This window comes from Polaromonas sp. P4_F6, assembly GCF_056401275.1.
Map to the genome: position 1 here is coordinate 528,072 of NZ_JBFUJQ010000001.1, position 16,853 is coordinate 544,924.

15 protein-coding genes are annotated in these 16,853 nt (G+C 63.2%); 7 read left to right on the forward strand and 8 right to left on the reverse strand.

Annotation, left to right across the window (positions count from 1 at the left end; genetic code table 11):
* Both AC1DUN_RS02485 and AC1DUN_RS02490 read right to left on the reverse strand, forming a co-directional pair.
* The gene (locus AC1DUN_RS02485; RefSeq protein ID WP_477712563.1) at positions 1-1,422 is read right to left on the reverse strand and encodes a mannose-1-phosphate guanylyltransferase/mannose-6-phosphate isomerase; all 1,422 of its coding nucleotides are present in this window, start codon (positions 1,420-1,422) and stop codon (positions 1-3) included.
* A gap of 62 nt (positions 1,423-1,484) precedes the next feature.
* A complete protein-coding gene (locus AC1DUN_RS02490; protein WP_477712564.1) occupies positions 1,485-1,847 on the reverse strand; it encodes a MarR family EPS-associated transcriptional regulator in 363 nt (120 codons plus the stop codon).
* A 389-nt stretch (positions 1,848-2,236) separates the two neighbouring features.
* Here AC1DUN_RS02490 and AC1DUN_RS02495 point away from each other — a divergent pair, with 389 nt between their 5' ends.
* Positions 2,237-2,797 (forward strand): sugar transferase, encoded by a 561-nt coding sequence (locus tag AC1DUN_RS02495; RefSeq protein WP_477712565.1) that lies wholly within the window; start codon positions 2,237-2,239, stop codon positions 2,795-2,797.
* 35 nt (positions 2,798-2,832) lie between these two features.
* Complete coding sequence (locus AC1DUN_RS02500) at positions 2,833-4,788, forward strand: polysaccharide biosynthesis protein (RefSeq protein WP_477712566.1); 1,956 nt, start codon at positions 2,833-2,835, stop codon at positions 4,786-4,788.
* Positions 4,789-4,806: 18 nt separating this feature from the next.
* Here the strand turns inward: AC1DUN_RS02500 and rfbC are convergent, their stop codons facing one another.
* The 5 genes from rfbC to AC1DUN_RS02525 all read right to left on the reverse strand — a co-directional run bounded on the left by rfbC (position 4,807) and on the right by AC1DUN_RS02525 (position 10,313).
* A complete protein-coding gene (rfbC, locus tag AC1DUN_RS02505) occupies positions 4,807-5,355 on the reverse strand; it encodes a dTDP-4-dehydrorhamnose 3,5-epimerase (protein WP_477712567.1) in 549 nt (182 codons plus the stop codon).
* Entirely contained in the window at positions 5,352-6,239 is an 888-nt protein-coding gene (rfbA, locus tag AC1DUN_RS02510; protein WP_477712568.1) for a glucose-1-phosphate thymidylyltransferase RfbA, read from the reverse strand. The genes rfbC and rfbA overlap by 4 nt, the downstream gene beginning before the upstream one ends.
* A 10-nt stretch (positions 6,240-6,249) precedes the next feature.
* Positions 6,250-7,146, reverse strand: a complete 897-nt coding sequence (gene rfbD / locus AC1DUN_RS02515) for a dTDP-4-dehydrorhamnose reductase (protein ID WP_477712569.1) — start codon at positions 7,144-7,146, stop codon at positions 6,250-6,252.
* Between the two features lie 8 nt (positions 7,147-7,154).
* Entirely contained in the window at positions 7,155-8,219 is a 1,065-nt protein-coding gene (rfbB, locus tag AC1DUN_RS02520; RefSeq protein ID WP_477712570.1) for a dTDP-glucose 4,6-dehydratase, read from the reverse strand.
* 108 nt (positions 8,220-8,327) lie between these two features.
* Positions 8,328-10,313 carry an SDR family oxidoreductase gene (locus AC1DUN_RS02525; protein ID WP_477712571.1) on the reverse strand — a complete coding sequence of 662 codons (1,986 nt, stop codon included), beginning with the start codon at positions 10,311-10,313 and terminating at the stop codon, positions 8,328-8,330.
* Positions 10,314-10,527: 214 nt separating this feature from the next.
* Between AC1DUN_RS02525 and AC1DUN_RS02530 the strand changes: the two genes are divergently transcribed.
* The 4 genes from AC1DUN_RS02530 to AC1DUN_RS02545 all read left to right on the forward strand — a co-directional run bounded on the left by AC1DUN_RS02530 (position 10,528) and on the right by AC1DUN_RS02545 (position 14,020).
* Positions 10,528-11,025, forward strand: coding sequence for a phasin family protein (locus tag AC1DUN_RS02530; protein ID WP_074575938.1), 498 nt, complete (start codon positions 10,528-10,530; stop codon positions 11,023-11,025).
* Positions 11,026-11,133: 108 nt separating this feature from the next.
* Positions 11,134-12,417 (forward strand): patatin-like phospholipase family protein, encoded by a 1,284-nt coding sequence (locus AC1DUN_RS02535; protein ID WP_477712572.1) that lies wholly within the window; start codon positions 11,134-11,136, stop codon positions 12,415-12,417.
* 103 nt (positions 12,418-12,520) lie between these two features.
* Positions 12,521-13,180, forward strand: coding sequence for a TetR/AcrR family transcriptional regulator (locus AC1DUN_RS02540; RefSeq protein WP_007873932.1), 660 nt, complete (start codon positions 12,521-12,523; stop codon positions 13,178-13,180).
* Positions 13,181-13,246: 66 nt separating this feature from the next.
* Positions 13,247-14,020 carry a tetratricopeptide repeat protein gene (locus AC1DUN_RS02545; protein WP_477712573.1) on the forward strand — a complete coding sequence of 258 codons (774 nt, stop codon included), beginning with the start codon at positions 13,247-13,249 and terminating at the stop codon, positions 14,018-14,020.
* 69 nt (positions 14,021-14,089) lie between these two features.
* Here AC1DUN_RS02545 and AC1DUN_RS02550 read toward each other — a convergent pair whose 3' ends face one another.
* A complete protein-coding gene (locus AC1DUN_RS02550; RefSeq protein WP_477712574.1) occupies positions 14,090-14,728 on the reverse strand; it encodes a 5-formyltetrahydrofolate cyclo-ligase in 639 nt (212 codons plus the stop codon).
* 10 nt (positions 14,729-14,738) lie between these two features.
* Between AC1DUN_RS02550 and AC1DUN_RS02555 the strand changes: the two genes are divergently transcribed.
* Positions 14,739-16,853 carry a lytic transglycosylase domain-containing protein gene (locus AC1DUN_RS02555; protein WP_477712575.1) on the forward strand — a complete coding sequence of 705 codons (2,115 nt, stop codon included), beginning with the start codon at positions 14,739-14,741 and terminating at the stop codon, positions 16,851-16,853.

Consider the following 16,853-nt stretch of genomic DNA (forward strand, 5'->3'; position numbering starts at 1 on the left):
TTATACCCTGCCATATACGTCGTTAAATCGCTCAATGTCGTCTTCACCCAGATAGCTACCCGACTGCACTTCGATCATTTCGAGGTCCGTCTCTCCGGGGTTCTCAAGCCTATGTATTTCGCCAATGGGGATATATGTCGACTGGTTCTCGGCCAAGGTGAAAGTTTCAGAACCCTTGGTCACCAACGCGTTTCCCTTGACGACAATCCAGTGCTCGGCGCGATGCTGGTGGCGTTGCAGGCTCAGGCTGCCGCCTGGCTTGACGTTGATTCGCTTAACCTGGAACCGCTCGCCGAAATCGATGCTGTCATACCAGCCCCAGGGCCGCGACACCTTGCGATGCAGTGTGGCTTGCGGACTGTCCAGCGCCGCCAGTTCGGCCACCACGAGCTTGACTTGCTCGGCGTGGGTGGCCGCGGCGACCAGCAGCGCATCGGGCGTGTCGATGATCAAAAGACCCTCGGTGCCCAGCGCCACAACAGGACGTGTGGGCGCATGAATATAGGTGTGTGAGGCTTGCACGGCCAGACCCTGGCCACCGACGCGATTGCCCCGGGCATCCGGCGGCGTCAATTCGGCAACCGCGTTCCAGCTACCGACATCGCTCCAAGCGCCAGAGAAGGGAATGACCACCACGTTTTTATGCTTCTCGAGCACGGCATAGTCAATACTCTCCGGGCGACAGGACCGAAAAGCACCCGGCTCAGGCCGAAGAAAATCCCCGTCCCGGCGCGCCCCAGCCATTGCCGACGCACATGCTTGCAATATGTCGGGCGCATGTGCTTCCATGGCCGCAAGAAGGACTGAAGCCTTCACCAGGAAGATGCCGGCATTCCACAGGACATTGCCCTGCATGATCAGCGCGCCCGCCTTTTGGAAATCCGGCTTTTCGATGAATCGCGTCACCGCAAAACTCTTGTCCCGATTCCCAGCGCCACGCTCGATATAGCCATACGCTGTACTGGGGAACGTAGGAATTACGCCGAATGTCACAAAAGCGCCGTTGGCCGCGGCCTCGCGGCCCGTTTCCACCATGGCGGCAAAGCCGTCGATATCTGGAATATGGTGGTCCGCAGGGCAGAACAACATCAAGTCGTCGGTGTGAGCAAGAAGCGCCGCCAGCACCATTGCCGCTGCAGTATTCCGGGCCGCAGGCTCGAGGATGACCTGGGCGGACACACCGGCGGTTTGCATCGCAGCGCCCACCAAAAACCTGTGCTCCTCAGCCGCAACGCACATCACTGGCGCACCGCCCTGCGGTGCACCGAGCCGCGCCACGCGCTCCAAAGTGAGCTCAAGTAGACACTTACCCCCAATCAAGGGGACGAATTGCTTCGGAAAACTGCTGCGCGAAAGTGGCCACAATCGGGTGCCTGAGCCGCCACAAAGGATCACGGAAGTAATGGCTGAGTTGGTGCTCATGGGTCAGAATTTAAAGAATGTGGGGCCAGTCGCTGCGGCACGAATGAGGCGCAAATCGCGGGTCATAGCCCGCTGCTCAGTGGAGCATCGACCCGGCTCTCGCCGACTTCCCGCTTCAGAAGCTCGATTTCGCGATTCAGGCTCTCGTATTCGGCCAGTTTTCGGCGGAGAAAGCATGCGGTCAAATTCGCCTTTTCCGCAATACCGAGCGGGGTCAGCAGATAGGCGTACGCAAGCTTGTTTTGGCTATTGCGAAAGTTTTGCACCTTGATCAGGCCCTTTTCAACCAAAGCTTTGATGCAATAATTGGTTTTGCCCAAGCTCACACCCAACGCGTCGGCGAGATCGCGTTGGTTCATATGGGAGTTTTCCATTAACAGCCGCAAGACTTTCAGGTGGTTTTCTTCTTGGGAATCGGACATCATGTGAGTTGCGACGGATGTGGGAGCTTCCTGCGGCCTATCGATATGCGCGGAAACAGTGCGTCAGCCTGTTCAACCATTGAACGTAGTATAACCTGACGAGACGGGAGCCACCAGACCGAAAGCTCACCGCAGGATTCCGCCGTCCTGCGGCTATCGTTGTGGCGATAAACGATGGTTAGAATTGCCAGCGCGCGAGGCGCAAGGGCACCTGTTCCAGGTGGAAGAGGCGTTTTATCCGTAGAAAACGCGGGTACACAGCATCTGCCCGGCACCAAAATGGCCACCGCAAGCATTCAGGCATCATCCAATGCTGTTGGCGGGACGCTTCTGTCCAGGCCAACCCATGCTTTGCGGATTATTTTCTATGTCATTGCCCATGAGGTCTTGGTTTGAAACGCTTGTTTGATATTGCGCTGGCCGTCGGAGTGTTGTGCTTTCTCGCGCTGCCTCTTGTCATACTGGCGCTCGGAGTTCGCGCAACCTCGACAGGTCCCGCCTTGTATTGGTCTGATCGCGTTGGCCGACGCAACCGAATATTTCGCATGCCCAAGTTCCGCAGTATGCGCGTTGGAACCCCGGTAATCGCGACGCATCTGCTTGCCGACCCCTCCGCGCACCTCACGCCAATCGGCGCTTTTCTCCGCAAAAGCAGCTTGGACGAACTTCCACAACTTTGGAGCATATTGGTCGGCGACATGAGCTTTGTAGGGCCGCGCCCGGCCCTGTTCAATCAAAACGACCTGATCGAGTTGCGTACATTGCATGGCATCGATGCTCTGCTGCCCGGGCTCACCGGATGGGCCCAGATCAATGGACGTGATGAACTGCCAATACCGGACAAGGTTGCTCTGGATCTGGAATACATGAAACGCCAATCCCTATGGTTTGACGTTCGCATACTGTGGGCCACGGGTGTGAAGGTATTGCGACGCGACGGCATATCCCATTAATTCGAAACGCCCGCCGGATTTACCTTGCAATACAAATGATAAAAACCAAACTATTGAGCCAGCCGCGGCGCGTCAAACAGATCGTCGTGCTATTCGCCGACGCGGTGATGGGTGTCGTGGCCGTATGGTGCGCCTACTCCCTGCGACTGGACACCTGGCACTGGCCCTACAGCGTGCACCAGTGGTGGCCGTATGCGCTGGCACCGGTTCTGGCGGCGCCGATTTTTTGGCGCAACGGCCTGTATCGGGCCGTTTTTCGCCACAGCGGTATGGCCGCCATGCGTGCCCTGGCCGTCGCCGTGCTGCTGTATGCCATCCTGTTCTTCGGCGTGCTGATCGTTGCGGGGTGGCCGGATGTCCCGCGCTCCATCGGACTCCTGCAGCCACTGATCCTGGTTCTCATGGTGGGTGGAAGCCGCGCCGCCGCCCGACAGTGGCTGAGCAGCCTTTCCGCCGGCCAGCGCCGCAGCATACCGGTGAGCCATCTGCTGATCTATGGCGCGGGATCCGCCGGCGTTCAAATCGCCAATGCCATCGCCACTTCGCACGAATTCAAGCTGCTCGGGTTTGTGGATGACAGCCCTTCCTTGCAGGGACTGACCATCAACCGCGTTCCAGTTTATGCGCCGGCAAATCTGAACGCCATAGTGAGCGCCCACGGCATCACCGACATATTGCTGGCCCTGCCATCCATCACCCGCACACGCCGTAACGAGATACTCAACGAGCTGCAGCCCTTGCCGGTCCACGTTCGCTCCCTTCCAGGCCTGACCGATCTGGCCCACGGCCGCGTGGCGCTGGCGGACATCAAGGATCTGGACGTTGAAGATTTGCTGGGACGGGATGCGGTGCCGCCGGATCGCGCCTTGCTGGCCCGCAACCTGCTCGGCAAAGTGGTGCTTGTCACGGGCGCCGCGGGCAGCATCGGCAGCGAGCTGTGCCGCCAGATCCTGCAGGAAAAGCCCGCCCGGCTGATTCTTGTCGAACACAGCGAGTTCGGGCTCTACAGCATCCACCAGGAGCTCCAGCACCTGTGCCAGCGCATCGCGGACCGCGAGGGCGCCACCATAGAGCTGGCGCCCTTGCTGGCCAACGTCCGCGACTACGGCCGCATGCTCGAAATCTGCCGGGCCTACCAGCCGCATACCGTCTACCACGCGGCCGCCTACAAGCATGTGCCGCTCGTCGAGCACAACCCCGCCGAAGGAGTCGCCAACAACGTACTGGGCACACTCAATGCGGCGCGCGCCGCGATAGAGACCGGCGTCAGCCACTTCGTCCTCGTATCCACCGACAAAGCCGTGCGGCCCACCAACGTCATGGGCGCAAGCAAACGCCTCGCTGAAATGGTGCTGCAAGCGCTCTCGGCAACGCCGGCTCCGGGTTTCGGCCCCGGAGCCCCCGCCATCAGCAACCGCACGCGTTTTGCCATGGTCCGCTTCGGCAATGTGCTGGGCAGCAGCGGCAGTGTCGTGCCGCTGTTCCGGCGGCAAATTGAAGCCGGCGGCCCGATCACCCTGACGCACGCCGAGGTGACGCGCTATTTCATGACCATCCCGGAGGCCGCCCAGTTGGTGCTGCAGGCGGGCGCCATGGCCGAGGGCGGCGAGGTCTACGTGCTGGACATGGGCCAGCCGGTGCGCATCATCGACCTGGCCCGCCGCATGGTGAAGCTCTCTGGCTTCACGGTGCGCGACGAAAACCGCCCTGACGGCGATATCGCCATTGAGGTCACCGGCCTGCGTCCCGGCGAAAAACTGTATGAAGAGCTGCTGATCGGCGACAACCCCGTCGCGACGCTCCATCCCCGCATCCTGAAGGCGCATGAAGAGTTCGTGCCCTGGGCGGATTTCCGGGGAGACCTGGAATTGCTCAAGCAGGCCGTGAAAGCCAACGATACCGCCACCTTGCGGACGCTGTTGCTCAAACACGTGAGCGGATTCACGCCCGACACCCAGGACAGCGACCTCGTCAGCCTGGCCAGCGTTTAAGAAACTGTTCTGTCCGCGCTAGGGCGCGGACACCGCCGCCTTAAAAGCCAGGCCCGCGGCATCCTTGCCCGAGAGCAGGGGCGAGTCGCCCTCCAGAGGCCAGGCGATCCCCAGCGTGGGGTCATTCCACACGATGCAGCGCTCCTGCTCGGGTGCGTAGTAGTCGGTTGTCTTGTATAAAAATTCCGCACTGTCGCTCAATACCAGGAAGCCGTGCGCAAGGCCGGGCGGCACCCAGAGCTGCCGGTGATTCTCCTCGCTGAGCTCCAGGCCGAACCATTGGCCAAAAGTCGGCGATGCCGGGCGGATATCGACAGCCACATCAAAAACCGCACCCCGCACCACACGAACCAGCTTGCCTTGCGGCTGCCCCAGCTGATAGTGCAGGCCGCGCAGCACGTTTTTGGCGGACCGGCTGTGATTGTCCTGGACAAAATTGAAATCGGTACCGGTCGCGGCATTGAAGGCGCGCTGGTTGAAACTTTCCAGGAAAAAGCCCCGCGAGTCACCAAAAACCCTGGGTTCGATGATCAGCACATCGGCAATGGGCGTGGGTGTGACTTTCATGAGCGGCCGCTCTCTTCCAGGAGGTGCTGCAGGTACTGTCCGTAGCCGCTTTTGGCGAGCGGCTCCGCGAGTTTGCGCAGCTGGGCGTCATCAATAAATCCGTTGCGCCAGGAAATCTCCTCGGGGCAGGCGATCTTGAGCCCCTGGCGATGCTCCAGGGTCGCGATGAACTGGCTGGCGTCCAGCAGGCTGTCGTGGGTGCCGGTGTCGAGCCAGGCATAGCCGCGCTGCATGATTTGCACCTTCAACTGGCCCTGTTCGAGGTAGCGCTGGTTGACCGTGGTGATCTCCAGTTCACCGCGGGCACTGGGCTTGATGGCCTTGGCGATCTCGACGACTTGGGCGTCATAAAAATAAAGGCCCGTGACGGCGTAATTGCTTTTTGGCGCGACCGGTTTTTCTTCAATGCTGCGAGCCCGTCCGGTGCCGTCAAACGCCACCACGCCATAGCGCTCGGGATCCTTCACGTGATAGGCAAAGACCGTAGCACCAGACGTTTCGGCATCCGCCTCGCTGAGCAGCCTGTGCAGGTCATGGCCGTAAAAAATGTTGTCCCCCAGCACCAGGGCGCTGGGCGCGCCGTTCAGGAATTTTTCCCCGATGATGAAGGCCTGGGCCAGTCCGTCGGGGCTGGGCTGCACGGCGTACTGAAGATTCATGCCCCATTGCGACCCGTCCCCCAGAAGCTGCTCGAAGCGCGGCGTGTCCTGCGGCGTGCTGATGATCAGCACCTCGCGAATGCCGGCGATCATCAGCGTGCTGAGAGGGTAATACACCATGGGCTTGTCATACACCGGCAGCAGCTGTTTGCTGATGGCCAGTGTGGCCGGATGCAGGCGGGTGCCGGAGCCGCCGGCCAGGATGATGCCTTTGCGTTGAGTCATGTGGGTGTAATCAGGTAATTTCCGCCAGCATGCGGGCCACGCCTTGCTGCCATGCCGGAAGCCGCAGGCCAAAGGCACCGCGGAGTTTACTGGTGTTCAAACGCGAATTATGCGGGCGTACGGCCGGCGTCGGGAAGGCCGATGTGGAGACAGGGTCCACGGTATCCGCTGACGCCCTGAGCGCCTTGCCGCCTTTCGCGGCGCATTCGAGGACAAAGCGCGCATAACCGTGCCATGAGGTCTCGCCCGCGGCCGCCACGTGGTAGGTGCCCGCAAAAGCAGCCGCGGGTCCGGCCAGCGCGCTGCGCAGCATGTGGGCCGTGACGTCGGCCAGCAGGTCGGCCCCCGTGGGCGCGCCGAACTGGTCGCTCACGACCGTCAGGCGATCGCGCTCCGCAGCCAGGCGCAGCATGGTTTTGGCGAAGTTGCCACCCCGCGCCGCATAGACCCAGCTGGTGCGCAGAATCAGGTGCTGGGCACACCGGGCCGCGATGCGCTGCTCGCCTTCGAGCTTGGTACGGCCGTAGACGCTGAGCGGGCCGGTCGGGTCGCTCTCTTCCCAAGGTTTGCTGCCGCTGCCGTCAAACACATAGTCGGTTGAATACTGCAGCAGCCACGCACCGGCGGTGCCGGCGGCCTCGGCCAGCACGCCCGGGGCTTCGGCATTGATCACATGCGCGGTGGCGGTATCGCTTTCGGCCTTGTCGACGGCGGTGTAGGCTGCGGCATTGACGATGGCATCAGGCCGGACCCTGCGCACCGTCTCGCGGATGCCGTCCAGCTTGGCGAGGTCGCCGCAAAAGTCGGTGCTGTGGCGGTCCAGCGCGACCAGTTCACCGAGCGGCGCAAGGCTGCGCTGCAATTCCCAGCCGACCTGGCCGTTCTTGCCGAAAAGCAGTATCTTCATGCGCGTGCTCAAGCCGCGGCCGTGGCGTACTGGGCCTCGACCCAGTCGCGGTAAGCGCCGCTTTGCACATGCGTGACCCACTCGGGGTTGTCCAGGTACCACTGCACGGTCTTGCGGATACCGGTTTCAAAGGTGTCGGCGGGCTTCCAGCCAAGCTCCCGCATCATCTTGCTGGCATCAATCGCGTAGCGGCGGTCATGGCCGGGCCGGTCCTTGATGAAGGCCACCTGTTCGCGGTAGCTGCCGCCGGCGCGCGGGCGCAACTCGTCGAGCAGGGCGCACACCGCATGGACGATGTCAATATTCGGCTTCTCGTTGTTGCCACCTATGTTGTAGGTCTCGCCGGGTTTGCCGGCTTCGAGCACGCGGCGTATGCCGCTGCAGTGGTCCTTGACGTATAGCCAGTCGCGCACCTGCTGGCCGTCGCCGTAAATCGGCAGGGGCTTGCCGGCCAGGGCGTTGACGATCATCAGCGGGATCAGTTTTTCAGGGAAATGGTAGGGGCCGTAATTGTTGGAACAGTTGGTGGTGAGCACCGGCAGGCCGTAGGTGTGGTGGTACGCCCGGGTCAGGTGGTCGCTCGCCGCCTTGCTGGCCGAATAGGGGCTGTTCGGCTCGTAGCGGTTGGCCTCGCTGAAAGCGGGGTCGGCCGGCTGCAGCGAACCGTACACCTCGTCCGTGGACACCTGCAGAAAGCGGAAGGCGGCTTTCTCGCCAGCCGGCAGCTCTGACCAGTAGCGGCGCACGGCCTCCAGCAGGCGAAAAGTGCCAACGATGTTGGTCTGTATGAAGGCTTCCGGGTCCGAGATGGACCGGTCCACGTGCGACTCGGCCGCGAAATGCACGACGGCGCGCGGCTTGTGCCTGGCCAGCAGGTCCGAAACCAGGGCACTGTCCCCGATGTCGCCCCGGACAAAAATATGCCGCGGGTTGCCCTTCAGGGGCGCCAGGGTTTCCATATTGCCGGCGTAAGTGAGCTTGTCCAGGTTGACGACCGGCTCGTCGCTGCCCGCCAGCCAGTCAAGAACAAAATTGGCGCCGATAAAACCGGCTCCCCCCGTAACCAAAATCATGAACTCGCCCTTCCTTGTGCCGCTACAGCGCGGCATCGGCTCATATTATGCCCCTGGCCAGCGGGTGGCACAGCCGGAAAAGGCGGCCGGCGGCCGCCGAGGCACGGGCTAGAAGTGGATGCCGCGCATCATCTGCTGCATGGCCACGGCCTCGGCGGACAGCTGCGGTTTGGCACCCTTCTCGCCTTTGGCGGCCGAAGAGTCGGGGAACATGCGGAAGCTGGTGTTCATGGCGATCTGCGCGATGCGCGGCACCAACGCATGCAGCAGCTGGCCGGTGATGCCCAGGCGCGTGGCGACACGCACCGGCTTGAAGATGCAGGCCTGGGCGATCATGTCGGCGGCTTCTTCGGGAGACAGCGTCGGCACGTTGTTGTACAGGTTGGTCGGCGCGATCATGGGCGTGCGCACCAGCGGCATATTGATGGTGGTGAAGCTGATGCCGACGTCGGCGAACTCGCTCGAGGCGCAGCGCGTCCAGGCGTCCAGCGCGRCCTTGGAGGCCACATAGGCCGAAAAGCGCGGCGCGTTGGTCAGCACGCCGATGGAGCTGATGTTGACCACATGGCCCTTGCGTTTGGCCGCCATGCCGGGCAGCAGCCCCATGGTCACGCGCAGGCAGCCGAAGTAATTGAGCTGCATGGTGCGTTCGTAGTCATGAAAGCGGTCGTAGCTGGCCTCGATCGCGCGGCGTATGGAGCGGCCGGCGTTGTTGATCAGGAAGTCAACGCCGCCGTGGTTGGCGACCAGCAGCTTGAGGAAGCGGTCGCAGTCGGCCATGTCGGCGATGTCGGCCGGGTAGGCCACGAACTGGTAGCCCTTGGCCTTGGCTTCCTTGCAGGCTTCGTCGAGCTTGTCCTGGTCGCGCCCGCAGATGATGGTGGTCGCGCCGGCTTCGGCGAACTTGTGCGCCGCGGCCAGGCCGATGCCGGACGAGCCGCCGGTGACCAGCACCACCTTGCCGCCCACCGTGCCGCGCAGCGAGCGGTCAATGTGCAGGTCGGGGTCCAGGTGGCGCTCCCAGTAGTCCCACAGGCGCCAGGCGTAGTCCTTGAGGTTGGGGCATTCAATGCCGGCGCCCTTGAGCGCGGCCATGGTTTCGCGGCAGTCAAAGCGCGTCGGGTAGTTGACGAAAGTCAGCATGTCCTCGGGCAGGCCCAGGTCGGCCATCACCGCGTTGCGCACGCGCCGCACCGGCGCCAGCGCCATCAGGCTCTTCTTGACGCCGCGCGGAATAAAGCCCAGCAAGGCGGCGTTGATGAACAGGTTCATCTTGGGCGCGTGGGCCGCGCGGCTGAAGATGTCCAGCACGTCGCCGACGCGGTAGCCCACCGGATCCACCAGGTGGAAGCACTTCTTGGCGATGCCGGTCTTGTGGCTGATGTGGTCCAGCGCGTCGACGACAAAGTCGACAGGCACGATGTTGATGCGCCCGCCTTCCAGCCCCACGGCCGGCATCCAGGGCGGCAGCAGCTGGCGCATGCGCTGGATCAGCTTGAAGAAATAGTAGGGGCCGTCGATCTTGTCCATCTCGCCGGTGGTGCTGTCGCCGACCACCATGGCGGGACGAAACACCGTCCAGGGCACCTTGCATTCCTTGCGCACGATTTTTTCGCTCTCGTGCTTGGTCATGAAGTAGGGATGGTCGTAGTTCTCGGCCTCCTCGAACATGTCCTCGCGGAACACGCCTTCATAGAGGCCCGCCGCGGCGATGGAACTCACATGGTGGAAGTGCCCGGCGTCTATGGCCTTGGCGAACTCCACCGCGCTGCGCGTGCCCTCGATGTTGACGGCGATCTGGCTTTGCTCGTCGGCACCCAGGTCGTAAACGGCGGCCAGGTGGTAAAAATGCCCGACCTGGCCCTTGAGCTTTTTGATGTCCTCGCTGCTCACGCCCAGCTTCTTGCTTGTCAGGTCACCGTGGATAGCGACAGCCCGCGCGGCGCCCACGCCCCAGTACTCCCGCAGCGCCGCGACCTTGCCGGCGCTTTCCTGGCGGATCAGGAAGTGGACGGTCGTGCCTTTTCGTTCCAGAAGTTTTTTGACCAGGCGTTTGCCGATGAAGCCTGTGGCCCCCGTGACGAAATAATGCATGTTGTGTTTTCTCCGCTGTACTGTCGATCAAAAAACTGATTCTTGCTTAAACCGCATGACTCCCTATTCAGCAGAAACCCGCGCTCAGCGGCGCGGGGCCTGCTTTTCCATAGAGCGGGGCACCTAAACACCGCCGCGGGGAAGGCTTATATTTTGCGGTCTATGCGGCATACTGTCCGCGCAAATCCACAACCCTCACCGTCTGGAGTCCATCATGGTCAAGAAACTGCAAAAAATGAGCGCCGACAAAAAATCCGGCCCCCAGCTCTCGGGCGCCGTCAAAGAGTCCGCGCAGCAAATCTGGCTGGCCGGCCTGGGCGCATTCTCCAAGGCGCAGGAAGAAGGCGGCAAGGTTTTTGAGACCCTCGTCAAGGAAGGCCTGTCCATCCAGCGCAAGACCCAGGCCGTCGCCGAGGAGAAGATCTCCGAAGCCACCAACAAGATGGCCACCATGGCCACCGACATCCAGTCCAAGGCCGGCCACCAGTGGGACAAACTCGAAAACATCTTCGAAGACCGCGTCGCCAAGGCCCTGAACAAGCTCGGCGTGCCTTCGGCCAAGGATGTGGACGCGCTGATCGCGCGCATTGACGAACTCAACCGCAATGTGCAAAAACTCAGCGGCAAGGCCCCCGCCGCCAAGAGCGCCGCAAAACCTGCCGCGAAAAAGGCCCCGGCCGCCAAGCGCCCGGCCGCGCGCAAGTCGGCGTAAGCACGGCGAGCTTCACCAAAAAGGGACACACCGTCCCTTTTTTTTCGCCTGTGCGCTTTGCTGCAAAGCAGCAAATATCCCCGGGGCCGCCGTCTACACTTTCTTCTCATGACTTCAGCCAAGCGTTCAAAAAGCAAGCCCTCCAGCAGCCGGCCGCGCATTGCACTGGCACTGGCGGGTGGCGGCCCGTTGGGGGCCATCTACGAGATAGGCGCGCTCTGCGCCCTCGACGAATCCCTGCAAGGCATCTCCTTCACCGAATTGCACCATTACGTCGGCGTCTCGGCCGGCGGTTTTATCGCGGCGGGCCTGGCCAACGGCATGACGCCGCGCGAACTCTGCGCGGCCTTTATCGAAAACGACGACAAGGCCTCGGAGGTCTTCGACCCGGCCTGGCTGATGGTGCCGGCCTACGGCGAATTCCTGCGGCGCGGCATCACGCTGCCCGGCCTGGCCGCATCGGCCGCATGGCGCGCCACCTTCGGTCGCAAGTCTTTTGTCCATGCGCTGGAGGCGCTGGGGCCGGCCTTGCCCACGGGCATTTTTGCCAACGACGAAGTCGATACCCAGCTCGAAAAACTGTTTTCCAAGCCCGGGCGCACCAATGACTTTCGCGAGCTTCGCACCCGCCTGACCCTGGTGGCGACCAACCTGGACAGCGGCGACGCCGCGCCCTTTGGCCGCCCCGGCTGGGACCATGTGCCGATTTCCAGGGCCGTGCAGGCCAGCTCGGCCCTGCCCGGCCTGTTCCCTCCGGTGGAGATCGACAACCATTACTACGTGGACGGCGCCCTCAAGAAGACCATGCATGCCGGCGTGGCCATGGACGAGGGCGTGGACCTGATGTTCTGCCTGAACCCGCTGGTGCCCTTCAACTCCACGCGCGCGCCCAGGCTGGCCATGGACCAGCGCGTCATGCGCCGCGGCCTGCCGCCCGAAAAACAGGCCATACCGCGCATCGTCAGCGGCGGCCTGCCCGCGGTCATGAGCCAGACTTTCCGCTCCATGATCCATTCGCGGCTGGAGCTGGGCATGAAGCACTACGAGCACGCTTACCCCGACACCGACATCGTGCTGCTGGAGCCCGACCACCGCGACGCCGAGATGTTCCTGGCCAATACCTTCAGCTACCGGCAGCGCCGCGAGCTCGCCGAGCACGCCTACCAGAAGACCCGGCAGATGCTGCGCTCGCGCAAGACCACGCTGTCGGCCAAGCTCGCGCGGCACGGCGTGAGCCTGAACCTGGACGTCCTGGAGGACCCCAAACGCCACCTGGTGGCCCCCAGGCCGGCCGCCACCCGCGTGGGCCGGGCCATCGCCTCGCTGGAGGAGGTGATGGAGGATTTAAGCCATGCGCTGCGATCGCCTTCCCGCGCGGCGCTGGCGGCGTAACCCAAAGGTTCTCTATGGGCGGACCCGGGTTTTGTGGACTTCCCTAGTTTCGCGCCGGCAGGCGCTGGGTTAGAGTTAAAGAACAATACGAGGTAGACAACTTATGGCGAAAAAAGCGCCGCGCCGTACAGCAGAGCGGATCCTGGAGGTCACCCTGGACCTCTTCAACCGCTTTGGCGAGCCCAATGTGTCGACCACGCTGATCTCCGCCGAGCTCAACATCAGCCCCGGCAACCTCTACTACCACTATCCCGCCAAAGACGAGCTCATCAACTCGCTGTTCGACCGTTACGAAAAATCCCTGAGCGAGCTGCTCAATGCCAGCGACGGCGTGCGCGACGTGGAGGACGCCTGGTTCTTCATGCACACCCTGTTCGAGCTGATCTGGCAGTACCGCTTCCTGTACCGCGACCTCAACGACCTGCTCAGCAAGAACCGCCGGCTGGAAACCCACTTCCAGTGGGTGCTCAAGAACAAGACGCGCGCCGTCAAGGGCCTGCTCGACGGCATGAGCCGCGCCGGCGCCATGACCATCGATTCGCGCGAGGTCGAGGCCACGGCCACCAGCATGGTGGTGGTGCTCACCTACTGGCTCAGCTTCGAGTACGTGCGCGACCCGCGCAACGCGCTGGAGCCCGGCAACGCCCAGGCGGCGCTGCTGCGCGGCGCGCACCACGTGCTCAATCTGCTGATTCCCTACCTGGAGCAAAGCCAGCGCGCGCACCTGCAGGCCCTGGTCGGCGCTTACAGCAACCCGGCTTGAGTTCCTTCAAGCCGCCCTCATCCATAACACAACAACACAACAATTTTTACCAAGGAGACAAGACACATGGCCAAATGGACTGCCTTTCCCCATGCCGGCGACTACGCATTCGATGCCGCCAGCCTGAAAAAGAGCTGGGCCCGCCTGCACCTGGGCGACTGCGAACCCCTGCCCAAGGAAGCCGATGTGCTGCAGGCCTGGGTGCTGTTCCACAACGGTGAGTTCCAGAAGGCGTCTGACGCCGGCCTCAAGGCCGGCGGCGACGGCATCACGGTGGCCAACAAGGCTGCCAGCATGTACGCCACCTACCTGGAAACCAAGGAAAAGGCCAAGTTGGACCTCTTCATGGAAGTCGCCGCCCGCGCCGAGGCCCAGCAAAAGGACGACCCGAAAAACGCCAACGCCTGGTACTGGCAGGCTTATGCGCTGGGCCGCTACAGCCAGGGCATCAGCGTGGCCAAGGCCCTGGCGCAAGGCCTGGGTACCAAGGTGAAAAACGCGCTGGAGCAGGCCATCAAGCTCTCGCCCAAACACGCCGACGCCCACATCGCGCTGGCCGCCTTCCACGCCGAGGTCATCGACAAGGTCGGCTCATTGATAGGCGGCATGACCTACGGCGCCAAAAAGGACGTGGGCCTGTCGCTCTACAAGGACGCCCTGAAACTGCACCCCGGCTCGGCCATCGGCATGATCGAATATGCCAACGGCATGGTCATGCTCGAAGGCGACAAGAAGATGAAGGAAGCCACCAGGCTGTATGAGCAGGCGGCGGCCAGCAAGCCGCTGGATGCGACGGAAAGGCTGGATGTGGAGATGGCGAAGGCGGAGTTGGAAGATTAGGCCGGGTTTTGCTCCGGCCGAGCGCGCTCTCTACTTGGTCCTGCTGGCCGGGGCAAGACCCGGCAAAAATCAAACCGGCCAGACCACACCCTTGTCATTGAGGATGGCGTCCAGTGGAATGTCGTGCGGCTCCGGCTCCATGTCCGGCAGCCAGCCCTGCGCATAGCCCAGCCCCACAGTAAAGGGGCGCGGCTGCAGGGTGGCCAGGGTGCGGTCGTAAAAACCGCCGCCATAACCCAGCCGGTAGCCGCCCGGCCCGTAGCCCACGCAGGGCACGAACAGCAGGGTGGGAATAATCACCTCTGTATCTTTTGGTTTCGGGATGCCGTAGGCGTCTTCTTCCATCGGGCAGCCGGGGTACCAGGCGTGGAAAGTCAGGGTTTTGTGCAGCTTGTTGACCACCGGCAGGCCGATCTTGCGGGGCGACCGTGCCGCTATGCTTTCGGTAGCAAGTTGCGCAGTCTCCACCTCGGCCAGCGCCGGATTTGACGAAGAATCCTGACTCAGGATTGCGTCTTCCTGCCACCGGTACAGCGCGGGCAGCGGGTCGAACTCTCCCTTGATGGGCCAATAGGCCCCAATCACCTGATGGGTGGAACCGACCAGCCAGATGCGCATCACACGTTGCAGCAGGTCGGCCCGCTGCAGGCGGTCAGGCATGTTCAAACGGGCTTCAACCAGCGCTTTGCGAGTGCTTAATTTGTCCATAATGTCCCAGATGCTATACAAATTTCTTACCAGCCCCCTGCGGGCAGCGGCCCTTGCGCCGGTTTTAGGCGCGATGGCCTGCTTCGCGCTGCTTGCCCCGGCCGCGGCCCAGGCGCCCGCCAGCGCGGCCGACAACGTGATCATCGAGATGAACAAGGCCTTCAAGCGCGGCGACAGGGCCCGGCTGGCGCAGCTGCTGCCGCAGGCCAGGGGCCACGCGCTGGAGCCCTGGGCCGCCTACTGGGATCTCAAGCTGCGCCTGGGCGAAGCCAGCGCGCAGGAGGTGCAGGACTTTTTGAGCCGCTACGCCGGCACCTACCAGGAAGACCGGCTGCGCAACGACTGGCTGCTGCTGCTGGGCCAGCGCCGCGACTGGGCCGGCTTTGCCGCCGAGTATCCCAACTACCGCATGAACGACGACAAGGAAGTGCGCTGCTATGCGCTGCTGGTCGAGCACCTGAAGAACCCTGCGCCCGATGCGCGCCTGGCCGAGGAGGTCAAAAAGAACTGGTACGCGCAGCGCGAGGCCGACGACGGCTGCAACTCGGCCGCCGAGCGTCTGGTGGGCACCAAAAACCTCACGCCGCAGGACGCCTGGGTCAAGGCCCGGCTGGCCACCGAGGCGAACCGCCCGCGCTCGGCGCTGGCCGCCGTGCAAATCGTCGCCCCCGACGCCGCGGGCATGGTCAACGACCTCAACGCCAGCCCCATCAAGTTCCTGGCCGGCAAACACATCGCGCTGAGCAAGTCGCGACGCGAAATCATCACGCTGGCGCTGATCAAGATGGCGATCGGCGACATCGAGGGCGCGGCCTTCCAGCTGGAAAATAAATGGGGCATGCAGCTCAACACCGAAGAGCGCAACTGGGTCTGGGGCGTGATAGGCCGGCAGACCGCCACGCGACTGGGCGCGGCCCCGGCCGGCGACGCGCTGGAGTATTTCGCGAAAGTCACCAAGGACAGCGACCTCAGCGACGACATGCTGGGCTGGAAAGTGCGGGCCGCACTGCGCGCCGGCAACCAGCCCAACTGGCCGCTGGTGCTGGCGGCCGTCAACGCCATGAGCGAGGACGCGCGCAAGGACGCTACCTGGAGTTACTGGAAGGCGCGCGCACTGCTGGCCACCGCGCCGCCCGATGCGCCGCCCAAGCCCGCCGTCGTGGCCACCACGCCCGGCGTGGTCCAGACGATTCCCACCGGCATCACGATTTCGCCGCAGCGCGCCGAGGCTCTGGCCTTGCTGCAGTCCTTCGCGTCGGTGCGCGGTTTTTACGAGCAGCTCGCGCTCGAGGAGCTCGGCCAGAAAATCACCGTGCCGGCCAAACCCGCGCCGCTGACACCCGAAGAAAAGGAAACCGCGCGGGCCAACCCGGGCCTGAACCGCGCCGCCTATGCCATCGCCATAGGCCTGCGCCCCGAAGGCGCGCGCGAGTGGAACTACAGCACCAACCTGCACCAGCGCGGCGGCATGGCCGACCGCGATCTGCTGGCGGCCGCGCAGTTTGCCTGCGACCGCCAGATCTGGGACCGCTGCATCAACACCAGCGACCGCACCAAGGGCGAGATCGATTTTGAGCAGCGTTATCCCATGCCTTTCCGCGAAACCGTGACCAAGCGCGCCCAGTCCATCAACCTCGACCCGGCCTATGTCTACGGCCTGATACGCCAGGAAAGCCGTTTCATCATGGACGCGCGCTCCGGCGTGGGCGCCTCGGGCCTGATGCAGGTCATGCCCGCCACGGCGCGCTGGACCGCCAAAAAGATAGGCCTGGAAGGCTTCACGCAGGACCAGCTCAACGACCGCGACACCAACATCGCGATCGGCACGGCCTACCTCAAGTTCGCGCTGGACGACTTCAACGGCTCCATGCCCATGGCTGCGGCCGCCTACAACGCCGGCCCCGGCCGGCCGCGCACCTGGCGCAACGGCCCGGTGCTGGACGCCGCGATCTGGGCCGAGAGCATTCCCTTCAGCGAGACGCGCGATTATGTGAAAAAAGTGCTGTCCAACACCACCAACTACGCGGCCCTCCTGACCGGGCGGCCGCAATCGCTGAAAGCCAGGCTGAGCACCGTGGGGCCGCGCGATGCGGCGCAGCCCGAGCCCTACAAGGACCTGCCTTAA